The following is a 26360-nucleotide window of genomic DNA, read 5'->3' as shown; positions in this document are numbered from 1 at the left end:
CGAAATGATGACGTTTGATGTTAATGAAGGTAATGATATTTACCTCGGAAACGATGGCAATCTGGCTTTGGTTCGTGGTGAAGCGGCGGTGAAAAATTGCTGCATGCACTATGCCAGAGCGTTACGGGGTGAAATGTTGCACAAGACGGACAAGGGAATACCGTACTGGAAAACCACCTTTGGCCGCGATGCTGATTTACCGATGTTTGAGGCAGCGTTCCGCGAGCGTATGCGGGAAATTTCACAGGTTCTGGCAGTCGATTTCTTTTCTGCCTCGATTGAAAACAACGAGCTTCATTACACCGCCGTGATCAGCACCCTCTACGGGAGGATAACGCTTAATGTCTGATTATCAGTTTATAGCAAGCACAGGAGTGATTATCCCTGATACCTCCACTTTGCGGGAGCAGGTAGAAAATGAGTTTCGGGATGTCTTTGGTCAGGAAATTGACCTGTCGTCTGAAACCCCGCAGGGCGCACTGGTCACAATGGAAGTGGAAAATCGGGACGCTATCGCCCGCAATAACGCAGAACTGGCGAACCAGATAAACCCGGACATAGCCGGGGGGATCTTCCTCGATGCTATCTGGGCGCTGATGGGCGGGCAGCGGCTGTCCGCAACGCATTCTTTTTTGACGAATGTTCAGTTTGCAGGCGTACCACAGACTCTGATACCGAAAGGCTCTCTGGCCGAAACGCAGGCAGGGGATGCGTTTGAAACGACCAGCGTACTGATTATCGGGAGCGATGGGGTAACAAAAGGCGATATGCGCTCGCTTGAATCCGGGCCGGTAGGCTGTGGGGCAGGTAAACTTGTCCGGGTGGCAAGTTCAGTTCTTGGCTGGGAAACAGTAAACAATCCGGCTGATGCGGTGCTGGGGAGGGTAGCGGAATCCGACATACGTACCCGGCGTCGTCGCAGAAATACGCTTGCCAAAAACACGGTGAGTGTCGGAGAGGCGATCATCTCGGCGTTGTACGATATCGAGGGTGTGGAATCCCTGTCGTATCGTGAAAACTATACGGATGCGGATCAGGTCATTGATGGCGTTCCGCTGGTCAAGCACAGCATCTATGTCTGTGTTGATGGCGGGCCGCGTGAGGAAATCGCTGTTGCCCTGTTACGTACTAAAACAGTGGGTGCCGCGTACAACGGCAGTGAAACGGTTGAGGTGACAGAGCCGTCCAGCGGTCAGGTGTATAACGTCAAATTTGACAGGCCAAAGGAAATTACCGTTTTTTGTCGGGTGACGGTGCGCAAAAGTCCCTTTGATGCGCAGACCCTGATCCCCGATGCGGTTGAAAAATGGGTAGCCGGTGAAACCGATACAGATGATGGTCTGGCGGTCGGGCGTGACGTTTCGCCGTTTGAAATTGCGGCGGCGGTCAATACGGCTGAACCGCGATTGTTTGTGCTGAAGGTCGAGTTATCAACCGATGGGGTGACCTGGTCAACAGACGGGATCCCCGTGCAGATAAACGCCGTTGCCAGACTCCGGCGCAACGCCGTGCAGGTGGTTATCGTATGACAATACAGTCCCTTGATTTTCATTCCGACATGCTGAAAGCCATTCTGTGGCAGTATGAAAATTCGGATAATATTAAAGCACTGGCACACTATAAATCTGCGTATTTCAACCGTGCAACGGTGGAATTCTGGCGTAACTGGTATCGCGATGTATTTAATATCGATACCGCGAATGATTTTGGTCTGGCGGTATGGGGGCGCATTCTGGATGTACCGCTGGGAATTGATGTTCCACCCAGCGACAAAAATAAAATCGGTTATGGTTTCGGCGCTAATAAGCGCAATTTTAAATCCAATTTCAGGCGCAACGCCGATTACACGCTGACTCTGACCACAGCGCAAAAGCGCCTGCTGGTGAGAATGCGCTATTTCACCCTGACGGAAAGCCCGACGATTACCAATATTAACGCCTTTCTTCAGCGCTTTTTCAGCGATGAGAACGGCAAAGTATTTGTCCTCGATCCCCCCGATATGTCTTACATCTGGTATGTGTTTAATTTTAACCCGGATGAAAGATTGCGCCTGCTGCTTGATAACTTTGATCTGCTACCCCGACCTTCGGGAGTGGGGGCTAAATACCGTATTGTCACCCGCCAGGCATTCGGCTTTGGCGAAAACCGTAAAAACTTCACCAATAACTTCGGAAATTAAACCATGACTAAAGTGTTTAAAACGCCCTTCGCTGCGCAGGGTGACAGGACTGGTGTACCTGTAGAAACGCAGGCTGACGGCTCGGTGTCTTACACTCAGGGCTACGGCTATGACTATGAGCGTGATCAGACGACAGATCCGGCTGCGAAGGATATCGAACGTGAGAAGATGAATGCGCTTTTCCACGGTGTTACCGAGGCTACTGGCGAAATGCAGCAATTCGGTACTGCTGTTTGGTCTGAGGACGGCAAACCCTATGCGATACGCTCGCAGGTTTACTACAGTGAAAGAACGTGGCAATCCAGAATAAAAAATAACAATGAAGAACCCGGCAAAGGTAGCGGCTGGATAGAGTTAAAAGCAGATATCAACCCCGTTGATATGCTGTATCCGGTCGGGATTGTAACGTGGTTTGCACAGAATAAAGATCCTAACGCGCTTTTTCCCGGCACTACATGGAAATATATTGGGGAGAACCGCACAATTCGTCTGGCCAGTGCTAACGGTAGTGACGTTATGACAACTGGAGGTTCCGACTCGGTCACGCTGGCAGTAGGGAATATCCCCGCACACGGCCATACGTTTTCGGCTAATACCAGTGCGTTTGATTACGGTAATAGAGAAACGACAGGATTTGACTACGGTTGGAAGCAAACTGACGTACAGGGTGATCACGCGCACACGTATTCAAGGACTATTAACGGCCAACCGCGAAATTTCTACATGAATTCCAATGGCAATAACGGGACTTATACCCAGGCGTCAACCTCAACTGCGGGTGCTCACGCCCATAATGTTTATATTGGGGCACACAGTCATGTTGTTGGAATTGGTGCTCACTCGCATTCTGTTTCGGGGACTACAGCAAATACAGGTTCTGGTGCAGCTTTTTCTGTAGCTAACTCATTTATTAAACTGATGGCCTGGTATCGCAGCGCATGAGGTAAACTGGCTCATACAGAGTCGGTTTTTTTTGCTTGATCGGGGGCGCATGTTTTATTATCGAAGACCTATCAGCCCAACAGCTTAGATTTTTGTGTATTAAACTCGCCCTCGGTCAAAAATCCTTTTTCTTTAAGTTCACCCAACCTTTCAAGTTGTGTTAATAGATCAGGTGTTGCACCTGAATCTCTTTCTCCAGAATTTAAAGGCGATAGATTTTTTTTCGTATTTAGAACTATGTCCATTGTTGGTTTGACAGAGTCTTTTTGTAGCTTGCCTATCCTCTAAGCTGTGTGGGGAGTATTTATGACAATTTCTCCGCCTGACAGCCCGGAAGAAGAGTCAATTGAAGTGATATTTTCATAATTTAATGACAAAATATCTATTTTTTTGTACAGAAATCCGGGTTTTTTATGTATTAAAATTAGTCGAAAATTAGTGGGGATAATAAGCCAGATATTTTTTTTAACTAAACCGCCGTTAACGCAAAGAGGGTGTTCGTTATCGGATAAATATTCTGGTAATTTTGAGAAAATATCAAAAACACCCAATGTTGGTTTATATTTTGTAGTGTTTGATAGTCTTTCCATTTCACTTCTCAACTGCTTCTTATCACATTTTTTGTACTCTACCATTCAAGTGCTCCTTTTACGCCCAAGGTAGGCCAACGTAGTTATGGAAAAGCCTCCTGCGAGGCTTAACGTTTTTCTCGTCCAATCACTTTATCAGCTGCCACGCGGGACAGGAAGCCGGAACGGCTGGTTATGTTAAGCGTGCATCAAAGCCATAAGATCATCTTTATGCACTACAAGGTAGTCCGCACGTTTCGCCAGATCAAAAAATTCTGCCATTGTCGCCACATGCTGATCTTCGCGCAAAACCTGTGACAAAGTGATGTTACCATTTTTCAGTGTAAGTAAAAGGCGTTCATTGGCAACAGGAGGCATTTCTTTGCCGATAAACTCACCATCAAGCACCAGACGATGAACATACTCAACTGCCTGTGGTAGTTGTGACGCCTCTAACTCATCAATATGGTTAACATTGAAACGCTGGTGAATCAGGCTGTACGCTTCGGGGTACATCAGGCTTTTCTTTCCAACGAGCATATTGATTGCATCGCGTAGCGAAGTTCTCTCGTCAGTGCTGGTGGATTTGCGTTTTACTTCGCCTGTAGCCCAGTATTCGTACAGAACATCATCGCACTCAGTCTGGTACTGGATCACGCGATCCCGGATTTCAGGTCTGACTTTGTTGGGGCTGATAGTGTTCAGCCAGGCTGAAAGTTTACGTAGAGCGAGACAGACCATTCGCTGCTCGCCGCCAGCGGAAGGTATTGTGATTTCCGCAATACCTTTGCTAAAGCGTTGTTTTAGTTTTGTGAACTGTGAAGCCCAATCCATACCCATGCCATTAATGATTGGCTTCATTGGTGTGTAGGGTTCGTTATTATAATTTACTACATATAGCTCGGTACCATGAAAAGGTACTGTGATGGTTTTCATTTAGCACCTCTCATCACGATTCTGGTGACGAGGGATGACTTGGCCTGTGAAATTGCAGGGCAGGAGGCAGCTATGCGCATGGCTTCGCGTTCCAACACTTCGACCAGCCTGAATTTATCGGCGCAAGGGGATTTTTTGAGCAGTATCTTTAGCAGAGTGACATAGTAATCATGAGGCAAGTTTGTCATAAAAACTCCGTGAATTTTCTTTCTAGGGAAAACCATCAGTTAGATGGTGTCAGGAGGCTAGAAACGGCTTCACGAAACCGCGGACTTATTTCCCTTTCGGGTCTTGTATTCGTCGCCCTCCCGACATTGATCGGGGCGTGGCCGACAATACGGCGTCCACTTTATAACAGGCATAAAAAATCCAACACTAACGGGGTTGGTTATGGCCGCGTGAAAAGAGGTTTCTAGGCCTCGTGTTGCGAAATCTAGCCGTTTCCTGTTTCGATGTCAACAGGAAGCAGTATCCAGGCTGATCGGTTTATGTAACTGCGTCAGACGCGAAACATCAACAGACTGTTCGGCCCTGTACAGGCTGTATGAATCCTGTAGCCGCATCCATACCTCTGGAGAGCTACCGATAACATTTGACAGGCGCACGGCCATCTCTGGCGATACAGACGTTTGCTCCGACACCAGTCTTTGTAGCGTAGACGGTGCCACATCCAGCGCGCGCGCCATTTCCCTGATACCCACGCTCAATTCTTCCATAGCATCAGCAATAACGGCCCCAGGGTGGGGTGGGTTAAACATTTTCATTAATGATAATCCTCATAATTGACGATATGTGCATCGCCATCGTGAAATTCGAATGTTATGCGCCAGTTGCCGTTAACGGTGATGGACCAGATGCCGTCACGATCACCCTTAAGTGGGTGCAGTCTGTACCCCGGTAAATCAAGGTCGCTGACTTTATCAGCCTGATTTAACACTGCCAGTTGTACTTTAAGTTTCTTGGTGTGCTGCGGCATGATGCCTGCTGTTGAATCAGTTTCAAAAAACAGCCTCAGTCCTTTGTGCTTGAACGACTTAATCATTAACTGGCCCCTGTATTCTATGAGGGAATTATAACTGCATGTTGCATGATGTGCAACACTTTTTGATGCCAGGTTTTCCTGGGGCATTTTTGGGGCAGTAGTGAGATTAATTCAGCTTAATAATAGGAAAATGAGGTTTTGCAGTATCTGTCAGATTTAGTCTGGGAGTCGCTTGTAGCAAGGCTTCTAATGGATGGACTGAAAAAACTGCTGCATCATTGGAGTGTGTTGAAGCCATGAGGCTGTTTTGGTTCGAGAGAAAAAGTAATGATGCCCGGTCATCTGTTTTTTTGTTGACTGATTGCTTTGATGCTGAGTTATTCGTTCTGCAAAACTCAACTGAAATCACTATGAACAAAGGTGTGTTAAGCACAATTCACTTGATATTACAAAATGCCGCAATGTGTTTTTATCTTTTTAAATCAGCTTGTTAAGTCTTTAGTGGCATATACTGCTGCGTCATATGGGGTGGACGGAAGCGGCTGGCCTGATTGTTAAGGGAATGGAAGGAGGATTGCCGCCAAAACCTTGACCTACGGTTTTGAACGTCTGGCCACGAATTCCTTTCCACATTTAAGTACCGAAACAATAATCCTGTTTAGCAGGAGGGGGCAATATCACACATTAAAAGACAGGGGTTTTACCCTCATTTCACCCTGGTTTTACCATGTTAAATTTTTGTGAAATAAAAAAGCAGCCGTAAATGGCTGCTTTCTATGGGATTTTTTGGTCGGCACGAGAGGATTTGAACCTCCGACCCCTGACACCCCATGTTTGCAGTCTGAAATGGCTGAAACCCGCGTCAGTACTGGCTTTGACGGCTATTTTATGTGAAAACAAAAGCTTCAATTTATGCATTTTTTGCACTATATGGATCAGTATGTTAGAGGGCGTTTTACCCTAACCAAATTTAATTTCGGCGTGTGGTACGGCAACCCAATCTAAGTGATTTTCAGTGTAAATCCGGGTTGATTTTTCATCACTGTGAGCCATCCGGCTACCGGGGCTAATTCCCTGAACATTGAATAAATGAGCAGCGAGTGCTCTGATTTCGTGAAATGTCGGTCTGGCGTCTGGCTCCAGCTCGTCGCAAATTCCTATACGGTCCCTCACCTCAGAAAACGCCCGACTTATGTATGTGGAAACGCATTGCGTCGGATGGCTAACTTTCTTACTGATCGGATTGCTGTTTTTTTCAGGTAAACGGTGAACAACAAATGGACTGGCAATGTTATCCCTGCTTTCGTCAATTATTTTTTTTAATTCGTGACCGATAGGGATGGCAACATGGGACGCTTCTTTTTTATGTGTCTTCTGCCTGTGAATATACAATGTGCCGTGTATATCCCCCCTGGGTGTATCAAACCACATGCATCCACAGATATTTGAGTCAGGTTTTGCTATTGAATACCGTATGCGTGATACTTCAAGCACAGCCTGCGTAGTTTGAAGTGCAAGTGCCATTGCCGTTTTTAGAAATGGTTCGGCAGCATTGTAAATCGCTGTATACATATGAGGTTTAAGTCGTTGCCTTTTTTTATCATCTATTTTTCGCATTTTTTTTCTCGCCGCTGGATTATCGAACATTAAAGATTCATCGACGGCGTAGCTAAATATTTTTTTCAGGAAACTTATTTTCCGGTTCTGAACGTTCGCTGATGCATCATTGTGATATGTTTTGATGTAATGGTTTATATGTTCAAGCTCAATATCACATGAGGCCATACTAAAGTAACTTTTTACTCTTTCTATATCGTTCATCCATATCTTAATAGTTTCTTCTGACGGTTTTTCATCAGTTATTGCACGAGCAACCAGTCGATCAGCATGGCTGGAGAATGGTTCGGCTTCTCCATGTATACCGCCAGATTCTTTTATCAGCCCAGATAGTGATACAGCGCTTTCCGGGCGCATTTGATTGTTGTACTCTCTTGCAATGGCAATTGCTCGGGCACGATCAGCACCCAAGTGTTTTCTTTTACCTGATATCAGTGTGATCCTATACTGTCCGTGGGACACATCATAATAAAGATAATCCGGCAGGTGCCTGTTTTCTCTTTTTCTCGGGCGCGACGCCATTTGTTTTATGCCTCATTAATCAATCTCATTACCTCGTGAGATACATCACTATCCACGCCCCATCGTTCTGACGAGTCAACCCATACAGCGCCGTCTACGATCCGTCCCTTTAATTTTCCTATGCATACCCATCGTTTAATCGTTCGGTTATCTGGCTCAGATCCCGCCTCAAACTCGCGGCTCCTCCACAGACTTGCTTTCATTAATTTCCCCATAATGCCTCCAACAGCAGGCGGTCAGAATGATAGACACCTGGCCGGATTAAAACTGATTACTAAAAATCACTTACGGTCAGCTTTCAGCATGACAACTGAAACGCCGGTACCGTCAAACTCGTTATCAATTAATCCAGACCAGCTACATGACCAGCCGGGCAAAATATCTTTTTTCCGCATACTTCCGGGCAGGATGGCCACAAGACGGCCGCCGGGTTTAACCAGGCTGGCAGCAGATTCCACATGCGCTTTGGCCCGTCCTTCGCTGAACGGTGGGTTCATTACCACTTTGTCAAAGCGACTGCTGGTGGCTTCGGCCCACTGGATGAAATCAGCCTGTTCGACGGCGTAACCTTTCGCCTCCAGTACCCGACAGTGCAGCGCTGATATTTCTACACATTGGGTCTGGTCTGCCGGCATCAGTACGGCAAGGTTCCCGGTGCCGGCACTCGGCTCCAGACATCTATCACTGGGTTGAATATCAGCTTCGGATACGGCCCACTCAGCCAGCGATTCAGGGGTAGGGTAAAACTGGTGCGACTGATGATCCGGAATACACCCGGACGCGATAATTTCACCCAGCACCCGGGCGGGGTCATAGTCGAACTCCCAGATGTTGATATTTTTATTTGGACCCGCTTTAATCAGCACGCCGCCGATGGTTTCCAGTATTTTCCCCGCCTGGCCCCGGATCGCTTTGTCTTCGTCGCGCCAGTCAAATCGGCGGTTGTACGGATTTGTAGTCAGGGGCTGTGTCGGCTCATCCCAGCGGTTGCGGTGAATCGGGGTGTGCCGCTCTGCCTTTAATCCCGCCAGCACTTCCAGAACGGCGAAGGGGAGTGGCTTGCTCATCAGCACGAAATCTTTCAGCTTTCTCTTTGGCTTCTGGCGGAATTGTGGAGGGATTGCCAGCGGGTACAGGTGTGCCAGAATGCAGTTGAGCCGCCAGGCCATATCCGGGTGGACTTCGAGGTGTGCTGTACCTTTCAGATAAGCCCGGACACGCAATGCTCCACCGTCCAGCACCAACCATTCACCGTGGCGACAGCGGGCTTCCTGTAATGCGTCGTCGGTTACACGCCAGCGGGGTTCATCGCGGCCCATAAATTTAGCTGTATTAGTCGCGACTTGATCTGACACTGGACCTTGAAAGGTTGAGAGTTACCGGTTTTGATATGGGTGTCTAATCCTTAAACAAAACGCGAGGTAACTCTCATGATTCATACTAACAATCCCATCATCAAACACAAAGCCGGCCTGCTCAATCTCGCCGAAGAACTCGGTAACGTATCAAAAGCCTGCAAGATCATGGGCGTGTCACGCGACACGTTTTACCGTTATCAGGAACTGGCTGCTGAAGGCGGCATCGATGCGCTGATTAACCAGAACCGCCGCGTCCCCAACCTGAAGAACCGCGCCGACGAAGCCACTGAACGCGCTGTTGTTGAATATGCCGTTGAGTTCCCGGCCCACGGGCAACACCGGACCAGTAATGAGCTGCGTAAAAAAGGCGTGTTTATCTCCGGTAGCGGCGTGCGCTCCATCTGGCAACGGCACGACCTGGAGAACTTCCGTAAACGCCTGAAGGCACTTGAGGAAAAGGTCGCCAGAGAAGGCATCGTGCTTACCGACGCTCAAATCGCAGCGCTGGAGAAGAAGGCCCACGATGACGAGGCCAGCGGAGAAATCGAAACTGCTCACCCGGGTTATCTCGGGTCGCAGGACACCTTCTACGTGGGCAATCTGAAAGGTGTGGGTCGTATCTACCAGCAGACGTTCGTGGATACGTACTCGAAAGTGGCACACTGCAAGCTGTATACGAGTAAAACGCCGATCACCGCCGCAGACCTGCTCAATGATCGCGTACTGCCGTTCTACGAGGCTCAGGGACTGCCGATGCTGAGGATCCTGACCGACAGGGGAACGGAGTACTGTGGTAAGGTGGAGCAGCATGATTACCAGCTGTATCTGGCCATCAACGATATCGACCATACAAAAACGAAGGCGATGTCTCCGCAGACGAACGGCATCTGCGAGCGCTTCCATAAAACTATTTTGCAGGATTTTTATCAGGTTACGTTCCGTAAGAAGTTATACGAAGACCTGGAGAGCCTGCAAACGGATCTGGACAACGGGTTGTGGCATTACAATAATGAGCGAACTCATCAGGGAAAAATGTGCTGCGGGCGTACGCCAATGGCCACGTTACTTGATGGTAAACGAGTCTGGGCAGAAAAAAATCTGAACCAGATGTAATCTGACAGACACCTGTATAAATAACCGGTAACTGTCAGATCAGGTCTGAGCTAGTACAATTTAGCAATCACCTGCCGTAGATCCTGGATATAGCCGCTCATATTGTGATTTGTCATGCCGTAATCGGTGAACACCCGGGCAAGGATCATGCGCTTGCCGAAGCCTTCCGGTCGGTTGGTAACGTGGTCGCCGGAAAGCGCGCGGAAAATACCATCCACACGCTCGGAGAAGAATTTCTGGCGTGAGTTAAGCAGTTCCATGATTGTTGGTCGCACGGTCTCTTCTTCGAAGCCGGGTGTTTTCATTTCCCTGATCTGCTCGTTCCACTCGGTACGCCGGTTGTTCGGCATGTACTCGTATACGTCGGTCATATTCAGTGCTTTTTGCCAGAATGTTGCATTCAGACTGGCGATAGCGCCTTCGAGTTTAAATAGATTACTGACGCCGCCGAAATAATGCCGCCGATCATGGTCCTGATTTCCCTCCAGAAAATGGTGAACCGATACATGGTGCGAGTTAATTAACCCGGACATCATTTCTATATTGGCCCGGAGTTGCTTGTACTGGCCGATAAGAGAGTCAACCATGTCGGAAGATGCAGGGGCGAGACCCTGTAAATAATTCTGTGTATCTGCCACCGTATTAAAGGTGATCGCTCAGGCGGTCACCAAACTCGATAATAAAGCGACTCATTGCCAGCCGCCAGTTCTGGATCGGCATACTCCATTTTTTCGAGGCCGACTGGATTGCCAGATATATCACCTTGCGCACTGAGTCATCTGTCGGGAACACTTTGCGTTTCTTTATCGCTGCCCGGATAACGCTGTTCAGCGACTCGATGGCATTCGTGGTGTAGATAGCCTTACGTATATCTGGTGGATAACCAAAGAACGTATTGAGATTTTCCCAGTGTGCACGCCAGCTTTTGCTGATTTGCGGATATTTGTCGTCCCAGACATCAGCGAACTTATCCAGGGCCATCAGCGCTGCTGCTTCTGTCGGAGCCTGATAAACCGCTTTCAGACCGCCAGTAACGGCTTTATAGTCCTTCCATGACACGTATTTCAGGCTGTTGCGTACCATGTGAATAATGCACAACTGGATATGCGTCTGCGGGTACACGCTGTTTATCGCATCCGGAAAGCCCTTAAGGCCATCCACGCAGGCAATCAGGATATCCTGGAGACCTCGATTCTTCAGCTCAGTCAGCACGCTGAGCCAGAACTTCGCACCTTCATTTTCTGCGAGCCACATGCCCAGTAATTCTTTCTGGCCTTCGGTGTTAATACCCAGAGCAAGGAATACGGCTTTGTTAATTACAGTGCCACTGTGGCGAACTTTTACGACAATACAGTCAAGATAAACAATGGGATACAGAGCATCCAGCGGACGGTTTTGCCACTCAGATACCTGCTCTTTCACCGCATCAGTGACTTTCGATATCAGCGTGGGTGAGACGTCCGCATCGTACATTTCTTTGAAGGTGGCGACAATCTCCCGGGTGGTCATGCCTTTTGCATACAACGACAGGATCTGACTGTCCATCTGCGTAATACGTGTCTGATTTTTCTTAATAAGCTGAGGTTCGAAGGTGCTTTCACGATCACGTGGTGTACTGATTTCAATCTCACCATCGTCGCACAACAACGTTTTTGACGAATAACCATTGCGGGTATTTGAGCCTGTTTTGGGTGCGTTCTTTTCGTGTCCGATGTGGTCAGTCAGCTCAGCATTGAGCGCAGTTTCAACTGTAAGCTTCGTCAGCATGCGGGAAAACTGGTTGAGATCGGCTTCGGTTTTCAGCCCCTTAGCCAGTTCAGCCGCAAGGGCTTTGAGTCTTTTTTCGTCCATAATTACCTGTCTCCGTTATCGAAATGAAGATATCAAAAACAGGCAGATACACAATTTAAATTACAGGCTCAGGGGCGAAAAACGCCCCGTCCGACAGCTCTCCATACAGGGTTTCTGTCACTTCACTCATAATCCACCAACATTTTTTAGCTCTGGCAACAACACGTAATCGCAAATTTCCTCAATGTGGGATTTGCACTTAATCCATTCGCCATGTGCGTGATAATGTGCGACAACCGTTGTTTCATGTCCGCTGTCCGGGTCAAACCCGTCAGGCATTGCTGGTGCTGTGGTGTACACAGGAATCCTTGCTTCTCCGCTTAACTCATCGTGACTTCCAGTCCAGCACCTACCGCAACTTCTGGCTTTATATTTTAAATCCTCTAGCATCTGAGGGTGGATAAAAGCAAAACTCTCAGCCTGCAGCGAGGCGAGGGCGATTTCTGCTATCTGTTTTGCCTCCAGCGCTGGCAGCATAACGTTTGCATTGTCGCCGTATTTTTCCCGCCATGCTGCAATAGTTTTGCATCGCTCAACCAACGACAGCCGTTCTTCATTCGTCATCGCTCTTACTCCTGCTGTTGATGCGCAGCACTTCTGCTTTCTCTTCCAGCGCCTGGCGAATGTCGTTGATACTGTCCTGGGCCTCAAGGTCACCTGATGCGTTTTAACAGCGCATGCAATGAGATTCATGTTATCCAAGGAAACATTCACGCACGGCACCTCGTCTACAGCCTTGAATGCATGAATTACATCGCCATCCTTGCCGCTGGCGCTACTCAAACGAGCCATGCTATTGCTGGTAGCCCAGCGCCACGGCATGGGGGAAGCGAATTTAATCAGGCCCCGAAGATTTGCTAATTCCTCAAGCGGTAGTGTTTTGTCGTATGGGCGCTGGTTCATGCGTCACCCCCGATGCGCTTCACTTCAATATTTCGCAGGTACATTTTTGCACCTCTGTCACTACTACCGGTTAGAGCCAGGGCAAACTCATGGGGTAATATTTCCAGAGTGATTGTTTTCCCTCGCTCAACGCGGATAATCATCCTGATTGGGTTTTCTAAATCACCCCCTGGGCGAACGATGCTCAACTGCACATCCGATGGGGTGGGGAGTTCACGCATGGTCGCCTCCCTGCTCACCTTCAACTTCTGCCAGCCTCAACTTAATAACCAGAATCAGGGCGCGATAAATATCGCCGTGCTGGTTGTCGCTGTGCGTATCGTTAACAGCTGACTCAAACTCGTCAATCGTGCCAGAGAAACATCCGCGTCTGACCATGATGCTGTTATCACGCTGCCGGAACGCTGTCAGGAAATCATTCTCTGAACCAATTGGCCCGATAGAGATCCAGTGCGCATTGCCGTACACCCATGCATCGCCGGACTGTTCTACATTACTCTCGCTCTCAACCCAGCCACCCAAATCACCAGTTTGAACATTACCAAACGAAATCATGGCGCGAATGCGGAACAGTTTTCTACCGAAAAACTCTAATAACTGCCTGACTCTCTCCGTTTTCATTCCGCTCGTAGAGCGTCCAGAATTGCGCCTCTGCGTCATCACAGATTTCACAGTGGCCTTTAGCGTCGGCTTTGACGCCCGATACGTAGTATTTGGTCATTTTATAGCTCCGGTAGTGGCCAGACGGTGCTGGCCGGGGAGGGTTATTTGATATCGAGTTTGTTAAGGTCAGCAGTGCCGCTTTTTGAAGGGGCTGAAACCTCAAACCAGTCAGACGCTGTAGACATGCCATCTTTTATGCTGGTCTGAATTTTTTTCAGCTGAACAACCTGCGCCGGCCTGATGGCTTCGGCCCTGCACTGAATGCGCTTCTCCAGCTGCTCTTTTGTCACGCCCAGCTTTTCGAATGAGGAAATAAGCGACTGAATAAACTCGGGGGTGATCTCAAAATTGGTCGCCATCGTGGTTTCACACTGCCGCTGGGCGGATTCAACCACATCTCCCGGAACAACGCCGAGGATACAGGCGCGAAGGCGTCTGGCCCCCTGACTTGCAACGAGTTCGTAGATGTCGCGGGGATCCACAAGTTTCTGCGTTCCTTTTCTGGTGTACCTGATATGTGGAACGGTAAAGGTTTTGATCTGCCGGGTGTTCGTTTCCACATCCCAGGCGAAAGCCTCAACGATGGATTCACCGTTACGCTGTTCCAGCTCCCTGACGCCAAACTGAAGGTTGCCCCAGTTCTGTGCGATCGCTTCCGCAAGCCTGATGCTGGGTCCGGTCACATCGGTACCACCGCGGGCGTAAGAATAGAGTGCGCCCTCTGCCAGCGTGGGGCGGGTACAGGCGGTAAGGATCCTGTCCATCGCCGCCACCGGGTCGCGGGGGAATTTTTTTGCAACAACCAGCGCGGCCTGCACCTCCTGCATAGCCCGGTGCTGTTCGATGGCTACCACACCTGCCTGCTGGTTTTGCACTGCTGGCTGCCCGAAGGGATTCATGACTGAATTGTTCATCCTGATTATCCTCTTGCCCAGTAAGGGCGCTGAATTTCTTCAAATCCCCAGCCCCATTCGCCGCTTTCGTTGCAACGGTGCCAGGAATCCAGATCCCGCCTGAAAAGGCGGCAACCTTCCTCCATGCCTTCACTGTCGAGGATGTAGGTGTGAACGGGATAGCGTCCGCACTCAATACTCTCGCTGACGGCCAGAAAGACGAAGCGAGGCATTTCACCGGTGTGAGCCCGCCAGCCCTCGGAATACATCGCGGCCTGAACGTGGTAGCGGAACTCTTCGATGTGGCGGGCAAAGCGGCTCATGTCAGCCACTTTTTTTACGTCAACAATAAAAGGCATATTTACCAGGTGTTTGTCCGGACGAATGCGGCACAGCTCGCCAGTTTCCGGGTCATTCCAGTACAGGGATGATTCGCAGTGGCCCTCCGCTTCTAACAGCGCCCTTGCTCCGGGGTGGGCCATAGCGCTGTCACGCATCAGATGAAGCTTGCGGTTATCATCATGGCTGATAATAATTTTCCCGCTCTGCTGGCAACTTTCGATGAAGGCTTTCTCTTCATTCTTGCCCTCGGTAGTGCGGCGGTTGAACTCTGGCGCGATGATGAACCGTTGCTCATATTCGTCGGGTTCCAGCAGCAGGCAGTGAAGCGCAGTACCCTTGTCCAGCGCTGCGGTTTTCTCGGTGTCAACCGGCGCTGCCTTGCGCCAGCGGAAAATTGCCGGATCCACGGCGATATCATCCAGCTGCGATTTGCTGACGCCCGGACCTGCATGGTAATCAGCATTTGAAATCTGGTAATAGATCCCCGGACCTGCGTAAGCTTCACGAGGTTCTGCTGTCGATTCAGGCGTGGCCGTACCGGTCTCTTCCGTTTTTTCGCCTCCGGATGAGTCCGCTGGTGTCAGAAATGCCCCGACGCTGAATTTTCCCGGTTCAGCCTCTGCTATCTGAACGCCGTTAATATTTGCGGCCAGCTTTTCTTCATGTTCCAGGCTTTCAACGGCGCTGCCGGTTGACGGAACCGCGTTTTCACGAAGAGATTCGGTAGACGAATTCTGATTTTCCCGAAAAGTGTCTTTTTCCGCTGGCGGTGGATTTTTCAGCCGGAGGTATTCTTCTTTATCAATTTCGGTGTAACCCTGCGCCTTCAGGTCTTCCAGTCCTTTCAGTTTATTGGCACGCTTAACTTCACCCGCTTCATTGCGCACATAAAACGGACCGGTACGCTCTGCTACAGATGGCGTAGTTTCCACGCCCTCCGCTGATCCTGGCTGCTCTGTTGTATCCTGCGCCACTGCATCATCCGGCATCGCTGCATCTGCCAGTGTGCTATCTGCGCTCTCCGCGCTCTGTTGGGTTTCATCATGGCTTTCAGTGTCCTCAATCGGATAATCAGGCAGCAGGGGGTGTCCTGCAAAATGTTCACGGATATACTGGCGGCGACCCGCGCTGTCCCTGATTAATTTCAGGTTTTTCATGCCTTCAAACGTCAGTTCGTAAAGCAGCGCTTCCGGGAACACCGGGATGCCCGGGACCAGCTGCAGGGATGTATGCCAGGCCCGCCAGGCTTCCTCCCTCATCGCCACGAGCTCTTTGGCCTTTGTGACATCGCCACTTTTTGCACCTACGGGATTTTTACCCATCACGAGCAGGGCAACCACGATATTGAACCGATCGGGGTCGGTCTTGCCTGAGTCCTGCCCAAGCAGGTTCAGGCAGAATTTGCGGATGTTGGCAAAAGTTGCCTCAGCATCACCACGCTCAAAGCGGCGGCCAACCCCGGCGATAAATGCGGCGAATCGTGGTGCGTTAAAGGCGCTCAGTTCAGGCAGGCGAACGCCGTAAAGGAAATCTGCAAGGTACTTATCTTCATCGCCCGCATTCAGGGCTTTTTTTGAGAACTCGCTGGTTTCCTGCTCGGTGAGTTCCTGATCAATGACGTAGAAACCCCGCTCCAGGACGGCCACAACGCGGGTGTCGCGACTCAGCCGCATAAATCTTTCGCGGGTATTGAGTGGGGTGGCTGGGATGGCAACAACGTTTGATGCATCCTCATCAGTACCCTCACTGGCGGATCCTTCATCCAGAGCGGGGTTAACGGGGAACCAGATGCGGCCAAAGCTACCCAGCAGTTCGAAATGCTCAAGCCACTCAGTCGAGAATGTGTCAGGTTCTGGTAAATCAGCATGCCAGTTTGTTGAAGGGTATTCGGTCAGGATCGGTTTTTCATAACCATCCAGATCAATATCCGCTTCATCCGCGAGAAAATTAATTTTATTGATGGCTTTCTTTTCATTTTCAGCAGAAACCTGAATAACCATTTCTGGTTTTTTAATTCCGGCCTCAGGCCTCAGTAAATAAAAACTCAGGTTGTTCACGTCATTCCTCCTCATTTAATTTATCCGGCTGGACACTCTGAAAATGCCCATGCGGATAAAAAGCCCCGCGCTGTAGCTGCGGGAAAGCACTACACAGAGCAATGGATGATGGTTATTCTGAATAAAAACTGGCTGTCAGTGCGGCTGTGGATCCGGTCCGGGTTTATTACTTACGGTCGGCACGGAAATGCTTATGGCAGGTTCGGATGAATCATCTGTGTCCATATCAACCAGGTCGAGAGGAATGCCCGCCCACACAGAAAAAAGTTCCTTCCCTGCGCAGGCTACACAATGTGCTTCTCTGAATTCACCCGCCGGGGTCAGAGGGGTGATGATGGTTTCCCGCCCGGTCTTATTAACGGCAATATAGCCAATAACCTCATCGCCCACTTTAATCTTGTCGATGGTGCGGTCGGTGAAATTAACGATTCGTTCTATTTTACATTCTACAGTGAAAGCAAAGTTTTCCATGGTAGTTCCTTTGGTTAAGTTGAGTGTTGTCCTGCCGGATTAGCGACATTGTTAACAGGCGTGGTTTAAATTAATTTATTAGCGGCAGGCCGCGTTGATTTAGCATTACTTCGATAGTGTCACTGTTTATTCTGGTTACTTCCGAAGGTGTCAATGCGTATAAACCTTTTTCCAGATTTGCAGAGGCACGCCAGTATTTACCTTTATGCTTAATCATCGTGCCCGGAACTACGGCATGACGTGGCATTAATGCTGTACCGTACATGTTATTCTCCATTATTAATGGTTGCCGGTTACGTTTCCGGCGTTCTCAGGGAGAACCGTTCCCCCTGGTGAGGGCATGAAAAATCACTTTTGGTTTAGCTGGCTGTGAGCAGTAATCATGGATGGTCGCGTTGAGCGCATCGGTTCTCTGTCATCACAGCCAGCTAAATTAGTTGTTTAAAATGCCGGGATTTTTAGCCACGCCCGGCGCGTGATATCCTTATGGTTCGTATACCTATAAGGAAATAAAAATGGCTTTAACTACAAAATGTCCAAAATGCTTCATCTTCATTTGAGTTGAACAGCAATACCAAAGTACGGAACTGTCAGCACAAACTTCATTTTATTCAGTGTGCTATGTGTGTTGCCGCCATAGGCATTGTTAGCGACAGGCGCAATGGCATTCTTGAAGCCCTTGCCGGAAAGCCTGGGATCCGTTAGTTGTTGCGGCAAATCCTGGAAAATCGAGTTCAGCCGATTTAAGGAGTGCCTCTTTAGCAATCCAGATGCGGGCTTCGGTGCCTGCATCTGGCTCCAACTGCTGCAAACGTTTTGCATCTTCCAGTAGCAGTGCAATTACGTGCTTTAATTCTTCCATCTCACATCTCCTGTGTTGTGCCCTTGTCGCCAGGATGGCGGAACGTGTTATCTGAGAAATCACTGTGTGGTTTCGATGGACTAAATTTAGAATAACCTAAGATTTAGATCAACAGAAATAATGTAGAAAAACCTAAATTATTGAACGTGAAAAGTTAACTGTATGATTTGGAAGGTATTTAATTTTTTGCGGGCACAACAAAACTCTCATAGAAAACGAGATTGAGTAGAGGAATTGGCAGTTATTTTTTCTGGGAGCGTTTGCGAGCTTGTAGTAACTCGTCAAAAAGACGGCTGAAATTCTCTACTCTGGCTCGTAACTCGCTTAACTGTGCCTCTTGCTCAGATGCGGGGAGCGCATCGAACAGTTCGATTAGCTCTTTATGTTGAGGGGATAACTCTTGGATTTGGGGCTGCACTGGGTCTGTGGGAGCTTTGTCGTCGTCACCAAACATCAGCCATGTTGGATTGCACTGAAGGGCCTTGCTGAGCCCGAAAAGCCGCTTTCCCGCAGGCTGCGTTTCATCACGCTCCCATTGAGAAATAGTTACGTGAGCCACCTGGACCAATTTCCCTAAGGCAGCTTGAGATAGCTTTAATTCTTTACGCCTGCGCAGCAGACGGGAGCCAAAAGTTTCGTTTTGCATATTAGGTTATTCTAAATTTTCTTTACTTAGTTTTCTCTACGATCTAATCTTCTTAAGAAAACCTAAGGGAGAGAGTGAAGTGCTCAAAAGTGACGCAGTAAAATTTTTTGGTAATAAGACGAAATTAGCTATGGCCGCTGGGGTTAAACCTTCATCCGTGTCTGTTTGGGGGGATTTGGTTCCAGAAGGTAAAGCTATGCGCCTTCAGATCGCTTCCGGCGGCGTTCTGAAATATGACCTGATTGCATACGACCAATATAAGGCAAAGCGCAAAGGTAAAGTGAATCATGAAAATCAGTCCTCCGATTGATGCCGTCGCCGCCGAGCTGGAACGATGGGCACAGGTGGACGGCTGGAAAACTGTTGGCCTGGCAGTTGCCGATCAGTATCACGCGGCTGGCGGGGGTGACATTTTACCAACTGCTGATTCCGAAAATGGACTCAGCAACGCGACGCAGCGTGTAAAGCGTATTTTCCGTGGGTTCGATGGGCCGAGGTATGCACCTCAGGCTGAGGGGTTGAAGTCAGCAGCATTGGCAGCCTTACCAACTGAACGACGCGCACGTGTCTTGCGTCCACACAGTCCTGCTTATCTGGTCGCTGTGGCAACCAAAGAATTTGTTGATGCGATTAATGCAATAAACCTTGGTGCCGCACCGACGGAAATATTACGGGAAGCAGACGAAGCTATTTCAGCAATACGAATTGCGGCTACGACTGCTGCTCGCGCAACAGTAACGCCAAATATTGGCATTCAGTAACGATGAAGTAACGCATAGTGCGTTACAGGTGGGTTTCATATATGGCTTCAAACTGGATCAAGGTCGAAGTAATTACACCTGATAAGCCAGAGATTTTCCTCATCTCTGAAAAACTTAATATTGATCCCGATATGGTACTCGGAAAATTAATCCGTTTGTGGGTATGGGCAGATCAACAAATAGCAATCTGTAACGATGATAGCGTTACAGATATAGAACACGAGGAAAGAAAGGGTAACGCATCTGTACTGAGTAAGATCGCAATAGACCGCATCGCTTTTATGCCTGGCTTTGCAGATGCTCTTATTTTTGTAGGTTGGCTTGTACAGGATGGTGATTCTCTTTATTTCAACAATTTCGAGAAGCATAACGGGAAAAGTTCTAAAAATCGGTCGCTTACAAATGACAGGGTGAATAAAGCTCGTAATTTGAAACGCAAGAGAAACGAAAACGGTAACGCATCGAGCGTTACAGGATCAGATCAAAAAGCGGTACCAAAGGAAGAGGAAGAGGAAGAGGAAGAAAAAGATAAAAAACATGAAAACATATTGCCTGATGCTAATGAAAATCAGCATCAGGCATCAGAGGTTGTTTTTATTTCACTCCCGTTATCTGACGGCAAAAGTTTTTTTGATGTAACCGAAGGCTACTTTCTTGAGCAGGTTGCGTTGTATCCAGGAGTCAACATCGAACAGGAATTTCGCAATATGTTGGGTTGGTTGAACAGTAACCCGGCAAAAAGGAAAACTCCGCGTGGAATTAAGCGATTTATAACTACGTGGCTGCAAAACAGCCAGGATAAACCGAGAGGCTGGCAGTCTGGTAGACCTGCGCAAAGAGACGTTAACCAGATTTCTCAGCCAAATAACACCATCCCACCAGGCTTCAGGGGGTAGGCATGAAAAATACATCCGACTTGTTGAAACGACTCCAGCGACTTATGCCTGCTGGTGTTCAACCGCGATTCACAACTGCTGAAGAATTATTGGCCTGGCAGCAGGAAGAGGGGCGTAAACGCTCTGTCGAAGTGGACAAGCTAAACAACAAGGCTCGGACAGAAAAAATATTCGGTCGATCGGGGATTCAGGATTTGCACCGGAATTGCACATTCAAAAATTATCGTGTCGAGAATGATGGCCAGCGCCATGCGCTGACGATAGCGAAAAGCTATGCGCAGAACTTTGGCAGCGGGTTCGCCAGTTTTATATTCAGCGGCAGCCCCGGTACAGGGAAAAATCATCTGGCGGCCGCGATAGGTAATTTTCTGCTGAAACAGGAGCGATCAGTGCTTGTGGTCACTATTCCAGACCTGATGTTGCGCGTGAGGGCGTGTTACGACGGCGGAGGCTCTGAGGCTGCGCTGATTGATGATTTATGCAAGGTTGATCTGCTGGTGCTGGATGAGGTCGGTATACAGCGTGAGAGCCGTGGGGAAATGATAATTCTCAACCAGGTTATCGATCGCCGCCTTTCCGCTATGAAGCCGGTTGGTGTGCTTACTAACCTGATTCCCGATGAACTTGAACGCGTATTGGGAGCCCGGATTATGGACCGTCTGACAATGGACGGTGGCATGTGGGTGAATTTCGCGTGGGAGAGCTACCGCAACAAAGTAACTCACCTGCGCTTAGTAAAATAAATTGAGGAAATATAGATAGATGGCTAATTCTTTTAAAAAAATGACCACCTCCGGTGCAATCAAGCGCCTGCATTCCGGCATGTTTATTCGTCTGGAAGATATTCACGTCAAAGACGGCTTCAACAAACGTGAGAACGACGAACGGACGCAGCAGGCCGATGATGAGCTGTTTGAGTTTCTCGCCGCAGGTGGCCGCGTACCTGCGCTGGAGGTGATTCCGCGTGATGAGGGCGGTGTATGGATTGTTGAGGGCCATCGCCGCAGCAGGTGCTACCAGCGTTGCCGTGATGCGGGTAAACCGGTTGAGTTCATCAGCATCGTACCGTTCGAGGGGAATGACGTTGACCGCGTAGCGCGGATCATGACATCGAATAACCAATTGCCGCTGACTGCAATTGAACAGGCCGCTGTTGTGAAAGAATTGGCTGCGTTCAACCTGACGAAACAGGAAATAGCCCAGAAGGTGCATAAATCAGTGGCAACCATCGAGAAGCTATTAACGCTGGCGATGGCTAATCACGACGTTCAGCAGAGCGTGAAAGTCGGAGCAGTATCTGTGGATGTTGCCGTTGACCGTGTGAAAGAGCATGGAGAAAAAGCAGGTGAAGTACTGGAACAGGATAAAGCCATTGCCGCAGTAGCCGGAAAGAAAAAAGTTACCCGCAGCATCATCGCGCCTGAAATTAGTGTCAAGAAGGCTCGCCGGATTGTTGAGTTATTGGCACTGGCGCTGATCAGTGACGACGGCGTGATCACACTTGATGTATTGGCGCTTGCCGAAGTTCTGGAAATAATCGACGAGCAGAAAAAAATTGCTGCTGATCGAAGTAGGCTTGCAGCTTGAATACAAACAGAATTATCGCTAACTGTTGCGTTGAGATAATGACAGGGTATGATTGCGCCGGGTGCTTGAGACTTTCTGTTTCAGGCATACACGAAGCAGAAAGAGAAAAGCCCCGAGCTGATAAATCAACCCGAGGCCCCTCGTATGCTAGACACGTACAGGTTAGCCTCTTACAGACCGAAAGGTCAAGGAGAAGCAGCCATGAAGCCACAAAACCCTGTTATCTGTATTAGTCGCGACTTGATCTGACACTGGACCTTGAAAGGTTGAGAGTTACCGGTTTTGATATGGGTGTCTAATCCTTAAACAAAACGCGAGGTAACTCTCATGATTCATACTAACAATCCCATCATCAAACACAAAGCCGGCCTGCTCAATCTCGCCGAAGAACTCGGTAACGTATCAAAAGCCTGCAAGATCATGGGCGTGTCACGCGACACGTTTTACCGTTATCAGGAACTGGCTGCTGAAGGCGGCATCGATGCGCTGATTAACCAGAACCGCCGCGTCCCCAACCTGAAGAACCGCGCCGACGAAGCCACTGAACGCGCTGTTGTTGAATATGCCGTTGAGTTCCCGGCCCACGGGCAACACCGGACCAGTAATGAGCTGCGTAAAAAAGGCGTGTTTATCTCCGGTAGCGGCGTGCGCTCCATCTGGCAACGGCACGACCTGGAGAACTTCCGTAAACGCCTGAAGGCACTTGAGGAAAAGGTCGCCAGAGAAGGCATCGTGCTTACCGACGCTCAAATCGCAGCGCTGGAGAAGAAGGCCCACGATGACGAGGCCAGCGGAGAAATCGAAACTGCTCACCCGGGTTATCTCGGGTCGCAGGACACCTTCTACGTGGGCAATCTGAAAGGTGTGGGTCGTATCTACCAGCAGACGTTCGTGGATACGTACTCGAAAGTGGCACACTGCAAGCTGTATACGAGTAAAACGCCGATCACCGCCGCAGACCTGCTCAATGATCGCGTACTGCCGTTCTACGAGGCTCAGGGACTGCCGATGCTGAGGATCCTGACCGACAGGGGAACGGAGTACTGTGGTAAGGTGGAGCAGCATGATTACCAGCTGTATCTGGCCATCAACGATATCGACCATACAAAAACGAAGGCGATGTCTCCGCAGACGAACGGCATCTGCGAGCGCTTCCATAAAACTATTTTGCAGGATTTTTATCAGGTTACGTTCCGTAAGAAGTTATACGAAGACCTGGAGAGCCTGCAAACGGATCTGGACAACGGGTTGTGGCATTACAATAATGAGCGAACTCATCAGGGAAAAATGTGCTGCGGGCGTACGCCAATGGCCACGTTACTTGATGGTAAACGAGTCTGGGCAGAAAAAAATCTGAACCAGATGTAATCTGACAGACACCTGTATAAATAACCGGTAACTGTCAGATCAGGTCTGAGCTAGTACATGTTATCTGGTGCCTTGTTATCGTCTGTCTGACGATACTGGCATTCACTTTGTTGACTCGCCATTCGCTTTACGAACTGCGAATACGGGACGGTAGCAGGGAGGTTGCGGCAGTCATGTCTTGTGAGTCCAACCAGTAAAGGCAACCGGCGGGGAGAAATCCCCGCCACCGCTGTGTTTAGCTGAGGCGTTCCCAGGCACCCATTCCCTCTCTTTCAGTACTGATCCGTCGCGTCATTCGTCATCCCTTAGTTTCTCTACCACATTGTTCGAAAAACACACAACTAATTGATTTTTATCGACATGATCAAAAATAAATCGATAGGCACTGGAGAATGATACTGGTTTTATATGGGTCTTCCCCAATCATGGTGGGAGGATCAGAACGTCATATCCAGCTTCCCGTAATGGAACATCACCCCCAGTTTAAATCGCTCCCGGTTTCGATAGCCTCTGGCCTTTATCCTCAGCAGCCTTATTTTGCTGTTCAGCGCTTCGGCATTACCATTTGAGACGCTGTACCGCATGGCGTTAAGTATTCCGTACAGCCTTTTTGTGATGGTTCCTGCCATATTTCTCATTACCGGCACATCGCAACTTTTCGCCAGTGCTATCCACTGCAACCAGTCTGCACGTCGTTTGTCACTCCAGGGGCGGTTCCAGATATCTTTCGCCAGCTCTTTCAGTGTCCAGCACTGGCTGGTCAGTTGCATCTGTTCTCTCAGCCATGCCAGTTTTTCCTGTCGGGGCTCTGTCATCCATTTGTCACTGTATTGCCACAGGAAGCGGGTTCCTTTTGCCTGACGGCGGCTGTCAACCGGAAGTCGGGGATGTTCGTTCTGCCGTGTCTTATCAACGATTTCACCCAGCTGTTTTGCCACATGGAAGCGGTCAAAGGCTATTTTCTCTACGGCGCCCGGAAGATGGATGCGTGCCGCTCTGATATATCCGGCATTCATATCCATTGAGAACGTTTTGACTGCCTGCAGCTGACTGTCGGTGAGGGTGCGAAGATAGCTGGCAAGACTTTCTGTTCCCCGATCATCCGTTAATGCCAGCGCTCGTCCCTCACGATCTGATATCACTGTGATGTACCGGTGCCCTTTTTTGAACGCAACTTCGTCCACATTCATATGCCGGGCTGATAGCGGCTTTTTTATTCGCGCAAGACCACGTTTAACTGCCCGGGTCATAATGCCGTCAACGGCATTCCAGCTAAGCTTAAGTTGCTTTCTTACCGCATCAACCGTGCTAATTTTCAGCCAGGAAAGGATGAATGATTCGAACAATAACGTATATCGGCTACCAGCTCCGGCCCACGGAACAGGTAACGTCTGGCATCCATGGTCTGGACACATGACCCGGGGGACATTCGCCTCAACGACAGTCATGAACTGGCAGGTATCAAGATGACGCCATTTGCGGTGGCGGTGATCGTGAACAGGGCATTGCTGCCTGCATGTCGGGCAGATTAGCAGTGAATTTTTGGCGATCCCGACAACAACGGTGACAGAGCCAGTATTTTCATCAAGGGAAAGTGATTCAACCTGCCACGGGGCGGACAGGTTGAGAATGTGGGCGTATAGCGATTTTTCATCCATATATGCAGATGAGTCCTCATATAAGCAACGTAGCTAAAGTAACGGATGCAGTTTTTTCCGCTGGAATCCCTGAGTCACTGTATTGTCATCATGAATGAGAGATGAATCGTGCGGGTAGAATGTTCTGCGGGGCATCCCAATCTCTTCACGAAATTTATTTTCTGAAAGAACTTCTTCAGAAAAAGCACCCAACCCAACAGTCCTGGCTTCTTCGAGTAAAAGTGGGGAGTGTGTTTGTAATTCTGGTTGAGAACTCTCAACTTTCAGGCGCTCTCCATTTAAATTGTGGAAAACGTGGAGAAGTTCATGGAAAACAATGCACGCATGAAAGTCTACCAGGCTAATTCCTTGCGCGCAGGGATATTCAACTGCATTCAGATTACAGTGAAAGTCGGAGCCAGTTCCTCGGGAGTTTTCAGCATCCGTATTGCAGTGTGCTATCACCCCTAACTCAGCAGAATCGAGATGTATTGCCAGTTTTTCTGATTTGAGTCGGGATGTTAATTCAATACAGTTCAAAAGAGTACGTCCAGTGTCTGTGGATTCGATCTTATCGAGAGCAGCTTCAAGATGCTTGTAGATTTTAAGGTCAGTCCCGTGGAAACAGAGTTGTTGGTTGTTTTTCACCCAGCGCACACCCGATATTTTTACAAGAGATTGAATGTCTGTGGCTGAAATTGAATTCGAAGATGAGGGTAGAGGTAACGAAGGTAATGTCAGGTTAAGGGATGTAGGGCGCATTAAGACCTCCTGAGGATAAGCGCAAGTCAAGAGGATTATACTTGATTGGCAGTGTGCGCCACCACAACAGGGGAAGACCCTTTTATATACAGTATATTAATGCCACTTATCTCAAACAGCTCTGACATGTTGATTGAGATAAGCGTATGCATCGGCTTAACTATCGGGACGCGCGAAGGAAAGTAAAGTATTCCCAAAAACATGCTGGAGCAAAGTGATGATCATACCTGACCACTTAATTCGTGGCCTGAACAACAGCACAAGACCTGTTGTGCTTTACAGGAACGAATACGGCGATGTTGTTTATGGCTTTGTGCTACGCCCTGATGAATTTGTAACCAGTGTGCAGCAGATGGCTGAAGCGCGGAAAACTGCCGGAATATCGGCTGTTGATGATGCTGATAATCCACTATAATCTATACACAGGTCTGAACAACCTGCTG

The 26360-nt window shown here is 48.9% G+C and carries 35 protein-coding genes and 1 pseudogene; 14 read left to right on the top strand and 22 right to left on the bottom strand.

Going from position 1 to position 26360, the window contains the following annotated elements:
• The first annotated feature begins 4 nt into the window (after positions 1 to 4).
• Genes LU633_RS20025 through LU633_RS20010 form a run of 4 tightly spaced genes read left to right on the top strand, consistent with a single transcriptional unit; the run spans position 5 to position 3121 of the window.
• Positions 5 to 349 (top strand): phage-like protein, encoded by a 345-nt coding sequence (locus LU633_RS20025; protein ID WP_016191121.1) that lies wholly within the window; start codon positions 5 to 7, stop codon positions 347 to 349.
• Positions 342 to 1529, top strand: a complete 1188-nt coding sequence (locus tag LU633_RS20020) for a baseplate J/gp47 family protein (RefSeq protein ID WP_016191122.1) — start codon at positions 342 to 344, stop codon at positions 1527 to 1529. The genes LU633_RS20025 and LU633_RS20020 overlap by 8 nt, the downstream gene beginning before the upstream one ends.
• Entirely contained in the window at positions 1526 to 2179 is a 654-nt protein-coding gene (locus LU633_RS20015; protein WP_016191123.1) for a DUF2612 domain-containing protein, read from the top strand. The genes LU633_RS20020 and LU633_RS20015 overlap by 4 nt, the downstream gene beginning before the upstream one ends.
• A 3-nt stretch (positions 2180 to 2182) precedes the next feature.
• Positions 2183 to 3121 (top strand): phage baseplate protein, encoded by a 939-nt coding sequence (locus LU633_RS20010; RefSeq protein WP_016191124.1) that lies wholly within the window; start codon positions 2183 to 2185, stop codon positions 3119 to 3121.
• A gap of 71 nt (positions 3122 to 3192) precedes the next feature.
• On the opposite strand, the gene LU633_RS20005 is transcribed toward LU633_RS20010, so the two are convergent.
• From LU633_RS20005 to LU633_RS19980, 6 genes are all read right to left on the bottom strand, one after another.
• Entirely contained in the window at positions 3193 to 3366 is a 174-nt protein-coding gene (locus LU633_RS20005) for an SHOCT domain-containing protein (RefSeq protein ID WP_232426861.1), read from the bottom strand.
• A 39-nt stretch (positions 3367 to 3405) separates the two neighbouring features.
• A complete protein-coding gene (locus tag LU633_RS20000) occupies positions 3406 to 3756 on the bottom strand; it encodes a PH domain-containing protein (RefSeq protein ID WP_016191125.1) in 351 nt (116 codons plus the stop codon).
• A 132-nt stretch (positions 3757 to 3888) separates the two neighbouring features.
• Entirely contained in the window at positions 3889 to 4626 is a 738-nt protein-coding gene (locus tag LU633_RS19995; RefSeq protein WP_016191126.1) for a phage antirepressor N-terminal domain-containing protein, read from the bottom strand.
• Complete coding sequence (locus tag LU633_RS19990; RefSeq protein WP_016191127.1) at positions 4623 to 4814, bottom strand: hypothetical protein; 192 nt, start codon at positions 4812 to 4814, stop codon at positions 4623 to 4625. The genes LU633_RS19995 and LU633_RS19990 overlap by 4 nt, the downstream gene beginning before the upstream one ends.
• 267 nt (positions 4815 to 5081) lie before the next feature.
• Positions 5082 to 5390, bottom strand: a complete 309-nt coding sequence (locus tag LU633_RS19985; RefSeq protein ID WP_016191128.1) for a HigA family addiction module antitoxin — start codon at positions 5388 to 5390, stop codon at positions 5082 to 5084.
• Positions 5390 to 5668, bottom strand: coding sequence for a type II toxin-antitoxin system RelE/ParE family toxin (locus LU633_RS19980; protein ID WP_016191129.1), 279 nt, complete (start codon positions 5666 to 5668; stop codon positions 5390 to 5392). Before LU633_RS19980 ends, LU633_RS19985 begins: the two co-directional genes overlap by 1 nt.
• 448 nt (positions 5669 to 6116) lie before the next feature.
• Here LU633_RS19980 and LU633_RS19975 point away from each other — a divergent pair.
• Positions 6117 to 6220, top strand: a pseudogene (locus tag LU633_RS19975) (hypothetical protein); the annotation flags it as partial.
• 348 nt (positions 6221 to 6568) lie between these two features.
• On the opposite strand, the gene LU633_RS19970 reads toward LU633_RS19975, so the two are convergent.
• From LU633_RS19970 to LU633_RS19960, 3 genes are all read right to left on the bottom strand, one after another.
• Positions 6569 to 7747 (bottom strand): tyrosine-type recombinase/integrase, encoded by a 1179-nt coding sequence (locus LU633_RS19970; protein ID WP_016191130.1) that lies wholly within the window; start codon positions 7745 to 7747, stop codon positions 6569 to 6571.
• 5 nt (positions 7748 to 7752) lie between these two features.
• Positions 7753 to 7962: a hypothetical protein gene (locus tag LU633_RS19965; RefSeq protein WP_071598917.1), complete on the bottom strand. Its 210-nt coding sequence runs from the start codon at positions 7960 to 7962 to the stop codon at positions 7753 to 7755.
• Between the two features lie 66 nt (positions 7963 to 8028).
• Complete coding sequence (locus LU633_RS19960) at positions 8029 to 9066, bottom strand: methyltransferase (protein WP_233481944.1); 1038 nt, start codon at positions 9064 to 9066, stop codon at positions 8029 to 8031.
• A gap of 111 nt (positions 9067 to 9177) precedes the next feature.
• Between LU633_RS19960 and LU633_RS19955 the strand changes: the two genes are divergently transcribed.
• A complete protein-coding gene (locus LU633_RS19955) occupies positions 9178 to 10218 on the top strand; it encodes an IS481 family transposase (protein ID WP_046371791.1) in 1041 nt (346 codons plus the stop codon).
• A 50-nt stretch (positions 10219 to 10268) separates the two neighbouring features.
• Here LU633_RS19955 and LU633_RS19950 read toward each other — a convergent pair whose 3' ends face one another.
• The 11 genes from LU633_RS19950 to LU633_RS19900 form a co-directional block, all read right to left on the bottom strand.
• Positions 10269 to 10805 (bottom strand): DUF4942 domain-containing protein, encoded by a 537-nt coding sequence (locus tag LU633_RS19950; protein ID WP_052734707.1) that lies wholly within the window; start codon positions 10803 to 10805, stop codon positions 10269 to 10271.
• A gap of 55 nt (positions 10806 to 10860) precedes the next feature.
• Positions 10861 to 12069 (bottom strand): IS256 family transposase, encoded by a 1209-nt coding sequence (locus tag LU633_RS19945; protein ID WP_046371917.1) that lies wholly within the window; start codon positions 12067 to 12069, stop codon positions 10861 to 10863.
• Between the two features lie 126 nt (positions 12070 to 12195).
• Positions 12196 to 12972, bottom strand: coding sequence for a hypothetical protein (locus tag LU633_RS19940; RefSeq protein ID WP_052734704.1), 777 nt, complete (start codon positions 12970 to 12972; stop codon positions 12196 to 12198).
• Positions 12969 to 13193 (bottom strand): hypothetical protein, encoded by a 225-nt coding sequence (locus LU633_RS19935; RefSeq protein ID WP_046372000.1) that lies wholly within the window; start codon positions 13191 to 13193, stop codon positions 12969 to 12971. The genes LU633_RS19940 and LU633_RS19935 overlap by 4 nt, the downstream gene beginning before the upstream one ends.
• The gene (locus LU633_RS19930) at positions 13186 to 13593 is read right to left on the bottom strand and encodes a hypothetical protein (protein ID WP_046372001.1); all 408 of its coding nucleotides are present in this window, start codon (positions 13591 to 13593) and stop codon (positions 13186 to 13188) included. The genes LU633_RS19935 and LU633_RS19930 overlap by 8 nt, the downstream gene beginning before the upstream one ends.
• A 143-nt stretch (positions 13594 to 13736) precedes the next feature.
• The gene (locus tag LU633_RS19925) at positions 13737 to 14549 is read right to left on the bottom strand and encodes a hypothetical protein (protein WP_046372052.1); all 813 of its coding nucleotides are present in this window, start codon (positions 14547 to 14549) and stop codon (positions 13737 to 13739) included.
• Between the two features lie 5 nt (positions 14550 to 14554).
• Entirely contained in the window at positions 14555 to 15352 is a 798-nt protein-coding gene (locus tag LU633_RS19920) for a PD-(D/E)XK nuclease-like domain-containing protein (RefSeq protein WP_040465749.1), read from the bottom strand.
• Between the two features lie 1710 nt (positions 15353 to 17062).
• Complete coding sequence (locus LU633_RS19915) at positions 17063 to 17398, bottom strand: hypothetical protein (protein WP_016192098.1); 336 nt, start codon at positions 17396 to 17398, stop codon at positions 17063 to 17065.
• A 70-nt stretch (positions 17399 to 17468) separates the two neighbouring features.
• Positions 17469 to 17663 carry a cell division protein FtsZ gene (locus tag LU633_RS19910; protein WP_016192097.1) on the bottom strand — a complete coding sequence of 65 codons (195 nt, stop codon included), beginning with the start codon at positions 17661 to 17663 and terminating at the stop codon, positions 17469 to 17471.
• Between the two features lie 381 nt (positions 17664 to 18044).
• Entirely contained in the window at positions 18045 to 18260 is a 216-nt protein-coding gene (locus LU633_RS19905) for a hypothetical protein (protein WP_016192096.1), read from the bottom strand.
• A gap of 241 nt (positions 18261 to 18501) precedes the next feature.
• Positions 18502 to 18906, bottom strand: a complete 405-nt coding sequence (locus tag LU633_RS19900) for a helix-turn-helix domain-containing protein (protein WP_016192095.1) — start codon at positions 18904 to 18906, stop codon at positions 18502 to 18504.
• A gap of 79 nt (positions 18907 to 18985) precedes the next feature.
• On the opposite strand from LU633_RS19900, the gene LU633_RS19895 reads away from it, so the two are divergent.
• From LU633_RS19895 to LU633_RS26300, 7 genes are all read left to right on the top strand, one after another.
• Positions 18986 to 19216 carry a Cro/CI family transcriptional regulator gene (locus LU633_RS19895; protein ID WP_016192094.1) on the top strand — a complete coding sequence of 77 codons (231 nt, stop codon included), beginning with the start codon at positions 18986 to 18988 and terminating at the stop codon, positions 19214 to 19216.
• Positions 19194 to 19667: a toxin YdaT family protein gene (locus LU633_RS19890; RefSeq protein WP_016192093.1), complete on the top strand. Its 474-nt coding sequence runs from the start codon at positions 19194 to 19196 to the stop codon at positions 19665 to 19667. Before LU633_RS19895 ends, LU633_RS19890 begins: the two co-directional genes overlap by 23 nt.
• A 41-nt stretch (positions 19668 to 19708) precedes the next feature.
• Complete coding sequence (locus LU633_RS19885; RefSeq protein ID WP_016192092.1) at positions 19709 to 20563, top strand: hypothetical protein; 855 nt, start codon at positions 19709 to 19711, stop codon at positions 20561 to 20563.
• A 2-nt stretch (positions 20564 to 20565) separates the two neighbouring features.
• Entirely contained in the window at positions 20566 to 21306 is a 741-nt protein-coding gene (locus tag LU633_RS19880; protein WP_016192091.1) for an ATP-binding protein, read from the top strand.
• Between the two features lie 19 nt (positions 21307 to 21325).
• Positions 21326 to 22150: a ParB/RepB/Spo0J family partition protein gene (locus LU633_RS19875; protein WP_016192090.1), complete on the top strand. Its 825-nt coding sequence runs from the start codon at positions 21326 to 21328 to the stop codon at positions 22148 to 22150.
• A 327-nt stretch (positions 22151 to 22477) separates the two neighbouring features.
• Entirely contained in the window at positions 22478 to 23518 is a 1041-nt protein-coding gene (locus LU633_RS19870) for an IS481 family transposase (RefSeq protein ID WP_046371791.1), read from the top strand.
• Between the two features lie 107 nt (positions 23519 to 23625).
• The gene (locus LU633_RS26300; RefSeq protein WP_407646940.1) at positions 23626 to 23715 is read left to right on the top strand and encodes a Hok/Gef family protein; all 90 of its coding nucleotides are present in this window, start codon (positions 23626 to 23628) and stop codon (positions 23713 to 23715) included.
• A 240-nt stretch (positions 23716 to 23955) separates the two neighbouring features.
• Here LU633_RS26300 and LU633_RS19860 read toward each other — a convergent pair whose 3' ends face one another.
• Together LU633_RS19860 and LU633_RS19855 are read right to left on the bottom strand one after the other, a co-directional pair.
• Positions 23956 to 25176: an ISL3 family transposase gene (locus LU633_RS19860; RefSeq protein ID WP_046371929.1), complete on the bottom strand. Its 1221-nt coding sequence runs from the start codon at positions 25174 to 25176 to the stop codon at positions 23956 to 23958.
• Between the two features lie 33 nt (positions 25177 to 25209).
• Positions 25210 to 25917, bottom strand: coding sequence for a M91 family zinc metallopeptidase (locus tag LU633_RS19855; protein ID WP_046372024.1), 708 nt, complete (start codon positions 25915 to 25917; stop codon positions 25210 to 25212).
• Positions 25918 to 26134: 217 nt separating this feature from the next.
• Between LU633_RS19855 and LU633_RS19850 the strand changes: the two genes are divergently transcribed.
• Positions 26135 to 26332 carry a hypothetical protein gene (locus LU633_RS19850; RefSeq protein ID WP_016192912.1) on the top strand — a complete coding sequence of 66 codons (198 nt, stop codon included), beginning with the start codon at positions 26135 to 26137 and terminating at the stop codon, positions 26330 to 26332.
• Positions 26333 to 26360 lie beyond the last annotated feature (28 nt).

The sequence above is a fragment of the Erwinia tracheiphila genome (assembly GCF_021365465.1).
GTDB lineage: Bacteria > Pseudomonadota > Gammaproteobacteria > Enterobacterales > Enterobacteriaceae > Erwinia > Erwinia tracheiphila.
Note: the sequence above shows the minus strand (reverse complement) of the source record. Positions and strands in the feature narration are given on the sequence as shown.

Coding starts and splice junctions, on each gene's coding strand:
- LU633_RS20025 (WP_016191121.1), top strand. CDS start 5: ATGATGACGTTTGATGTTAATGAAGGTAATGATATTTACCTCGGAAAC.
- LU633_RS20020 (WP_016191122.1), top strand. CDS start 342: ATGTCTGATTATCAGTTTATAGCAAGCACAGGAGTGATTATCCCTGAT.
- LU633_RS20015 (WP_016191123.1), top strand. CDS start 1,526: ATGACAATACAGTCCCTTGATTTTCATTCCGACATGCTGAAAGCCATT.
- LU633_RS20010 (WP_016191124.1), top strand. CDS start 2,183: ATGACTAAAGTGTTTAAAACGCCCTTCGCTGCGCAGGGTGACAGGACT.
- LU633_RS20005 (WP_232426861.1), bottom strand. CDS start 3,366: ATGGACATAGTTCTAAATACGAAAAAAAATCTATCGCCTTTAAATTCT.
- LU633_RS20000 (WP_016191125.1), bottom strand. CDS start 3,756: ATGGTAGAGTACAAAAAATGTGATAAGAAGCAGTTGAGAAGTGAAATG.
- LU633_RS19995 (WP_016191126.1), bottom strand. CDS start 4,626: ATGAAAACCATCACAGTACCTTTTCATGGTACCGAGCTATATGTAGTA.
- LU633_RS19990 (WP_016191127.1), bottom strand. CDS start 4,814: ATGACAAACTTGCCTCATGATTACTATGTCACTCTGCTAAAGATACTG.
- LU633_RS19985 (WP_016191128.1), bottom strand. CDS start 5,390: ATGAAAATGTTTAACCCACCCCACCCTGGGGCCGTTATTGCTGATGCT.
- LU633_RS19980 (WP_016191129.1), bottom strand. CDS start 5,668: ATGATTAAGTCGTTCAAGCACAAAGGACTGAGGCTGTTTTTTGAAACT.
- LU633_RS19970 (WP_016191130.1), bottom strand. CDS start 7,747: ATGGCGTCGCGCCCGAGAAAAAGAGAAAACAGGCACCTGCCGGATTAT.
- LU633_RS19965 (WP_071598917.1), bottom strand. CDS start 7,962: ATGGGGAAATTAATGAAAGCAAGTCTGTGGAGGAGCCGCGAGTTTGAG.
- LU633_RS19960 (WP_233481944.1), bottom strand. CDS start 9,066: ATGGGCCGCGATGAACCCCGCTGGCGTGTAACCGACGACGCATTACAG.
- LU633_RS19955 (WP_046371791.1), top strand. CDS start 9,178: ATGATTCATACTAACAATCCCATCATCAAACACAAAGCCGGCCTGCTC.
- LU633_RS19950 (WP_052734707.1), bottom strand. CDS start 10,805: ATGGTTGACTCTCTTATCGGCCAGTACAAGCAACTCCGGGCCAATATA.
- LU633_RS19945 (WP_046371917.1), bottom strand. CDS start 12,069: ATGGACGAAAAAAGACTCAAAGCCCTTGCGGCTGAACTGGCTAAGGGG.
- LU633_RS19940 (WP_052734704.1), bottom strand. CDS start 12,972: ATGAACCAGCGCCCATACGACAAAACACTACCGCTTGAGGAATTAGCA.
- LU633_RS19935 (WP_046372000.1), bottom strand. CDS start 13,193: ATGCGTGAACTCCCCACCCCATCGGATGTGCAGTTGAGCATCGTTCGC.
- LU633_RS19930 (WP_046372001.1), bottom strand. CDS start 13,593: ATGAAAACGGAGAGAGTCAGGCAGTTATTAGAGTTTTTCGGTAGAAAA.
- LU633_RS19925 (WP_046372052.1), bottom strand. CDS start 14,549: ATGAACAATTCAGTCATGAATCCCTTCGGGCAGCCAGCAGTGCAAAAC.
- LU633_RS19915 (WP_016192098.1), bottom strand. CDS start 17,398: ATGGAAAACTTTGCTTTCACTGTAGAATGTAAAATAGAACGAATCGTT.
- LU633_RS19910 (WP_016192097.1), bottom strand. CDS start 17,663: ATGTACGGTACAGCATTAATGCCACGTCATGCCGTAGTTCCGGGCACG.
- LU633_RS19905 (WP_016192096.1), bottom strand. CDS start 18,260: ATGGAAGAATTAAAGCACGTAATTGCACTGCTACTGGAAGATGCAAAA.
- LU633_RS19900 (WP_016192095.1), bottom strand. CDS start 18,906: ATGCAAAACGAAACTTTTGGCTCCCGTCTGCTGCGCAGGCGTAAAGAA.
- LU633_RS19890 (WP_016192093.1), top strand. CDS start 19,194: ATGAAAATCAGTCCTCCGATTGATGCCGTCGCCGCCGAGCTGGAACGA.
- LU633_RS19885 (WP_016192092.1), top strand. CDS start 19,709: ATGGCTTCAAACTGGATCAAGGTCGAAGTAATTACACCTGATAAGCCA.
- LU633_RS19880 (WP_016192091.1), top strand. CDS start 20,566: ATGAAAAATACATCCGACTTGTTGAAACGACTCCAGCGACTTATGCCT.
- LU633_RS19875 (WP_016192090.1), top strand. CDS start 21,326: ATGGCTAATTCTTTTAAAAAAATGACCACCTCCGGTGCAATCAAGCGC.
- LU633_RS19870 (WP_046371791.1), top strand. CDS start 22,478: ATGATTCATACTAACAATCCCATCATCAAACACAAAGCCGGCCTGCTC.
- LU633_RS19860 (WP_046371929.1), bottom strand. CDS start 25,176: ATGGATGAAAAATCGCTATACGCCCACATTCTCAACCTGTCCGCCCCG.
- LU633_RS19855 (WP_046372024.1), bottom strand. CDS start 25,917: ATGCGCCCTACATCCCTTAACCTGACATTACCTTCGTTACCTCTACCC.
- LU633_RS19850 (WP_016192912.1), top strand. CDS start 26,135: ATGATCATACCTGACCACTTAATTCGTGGCCTGAACAACAGCACAAGA.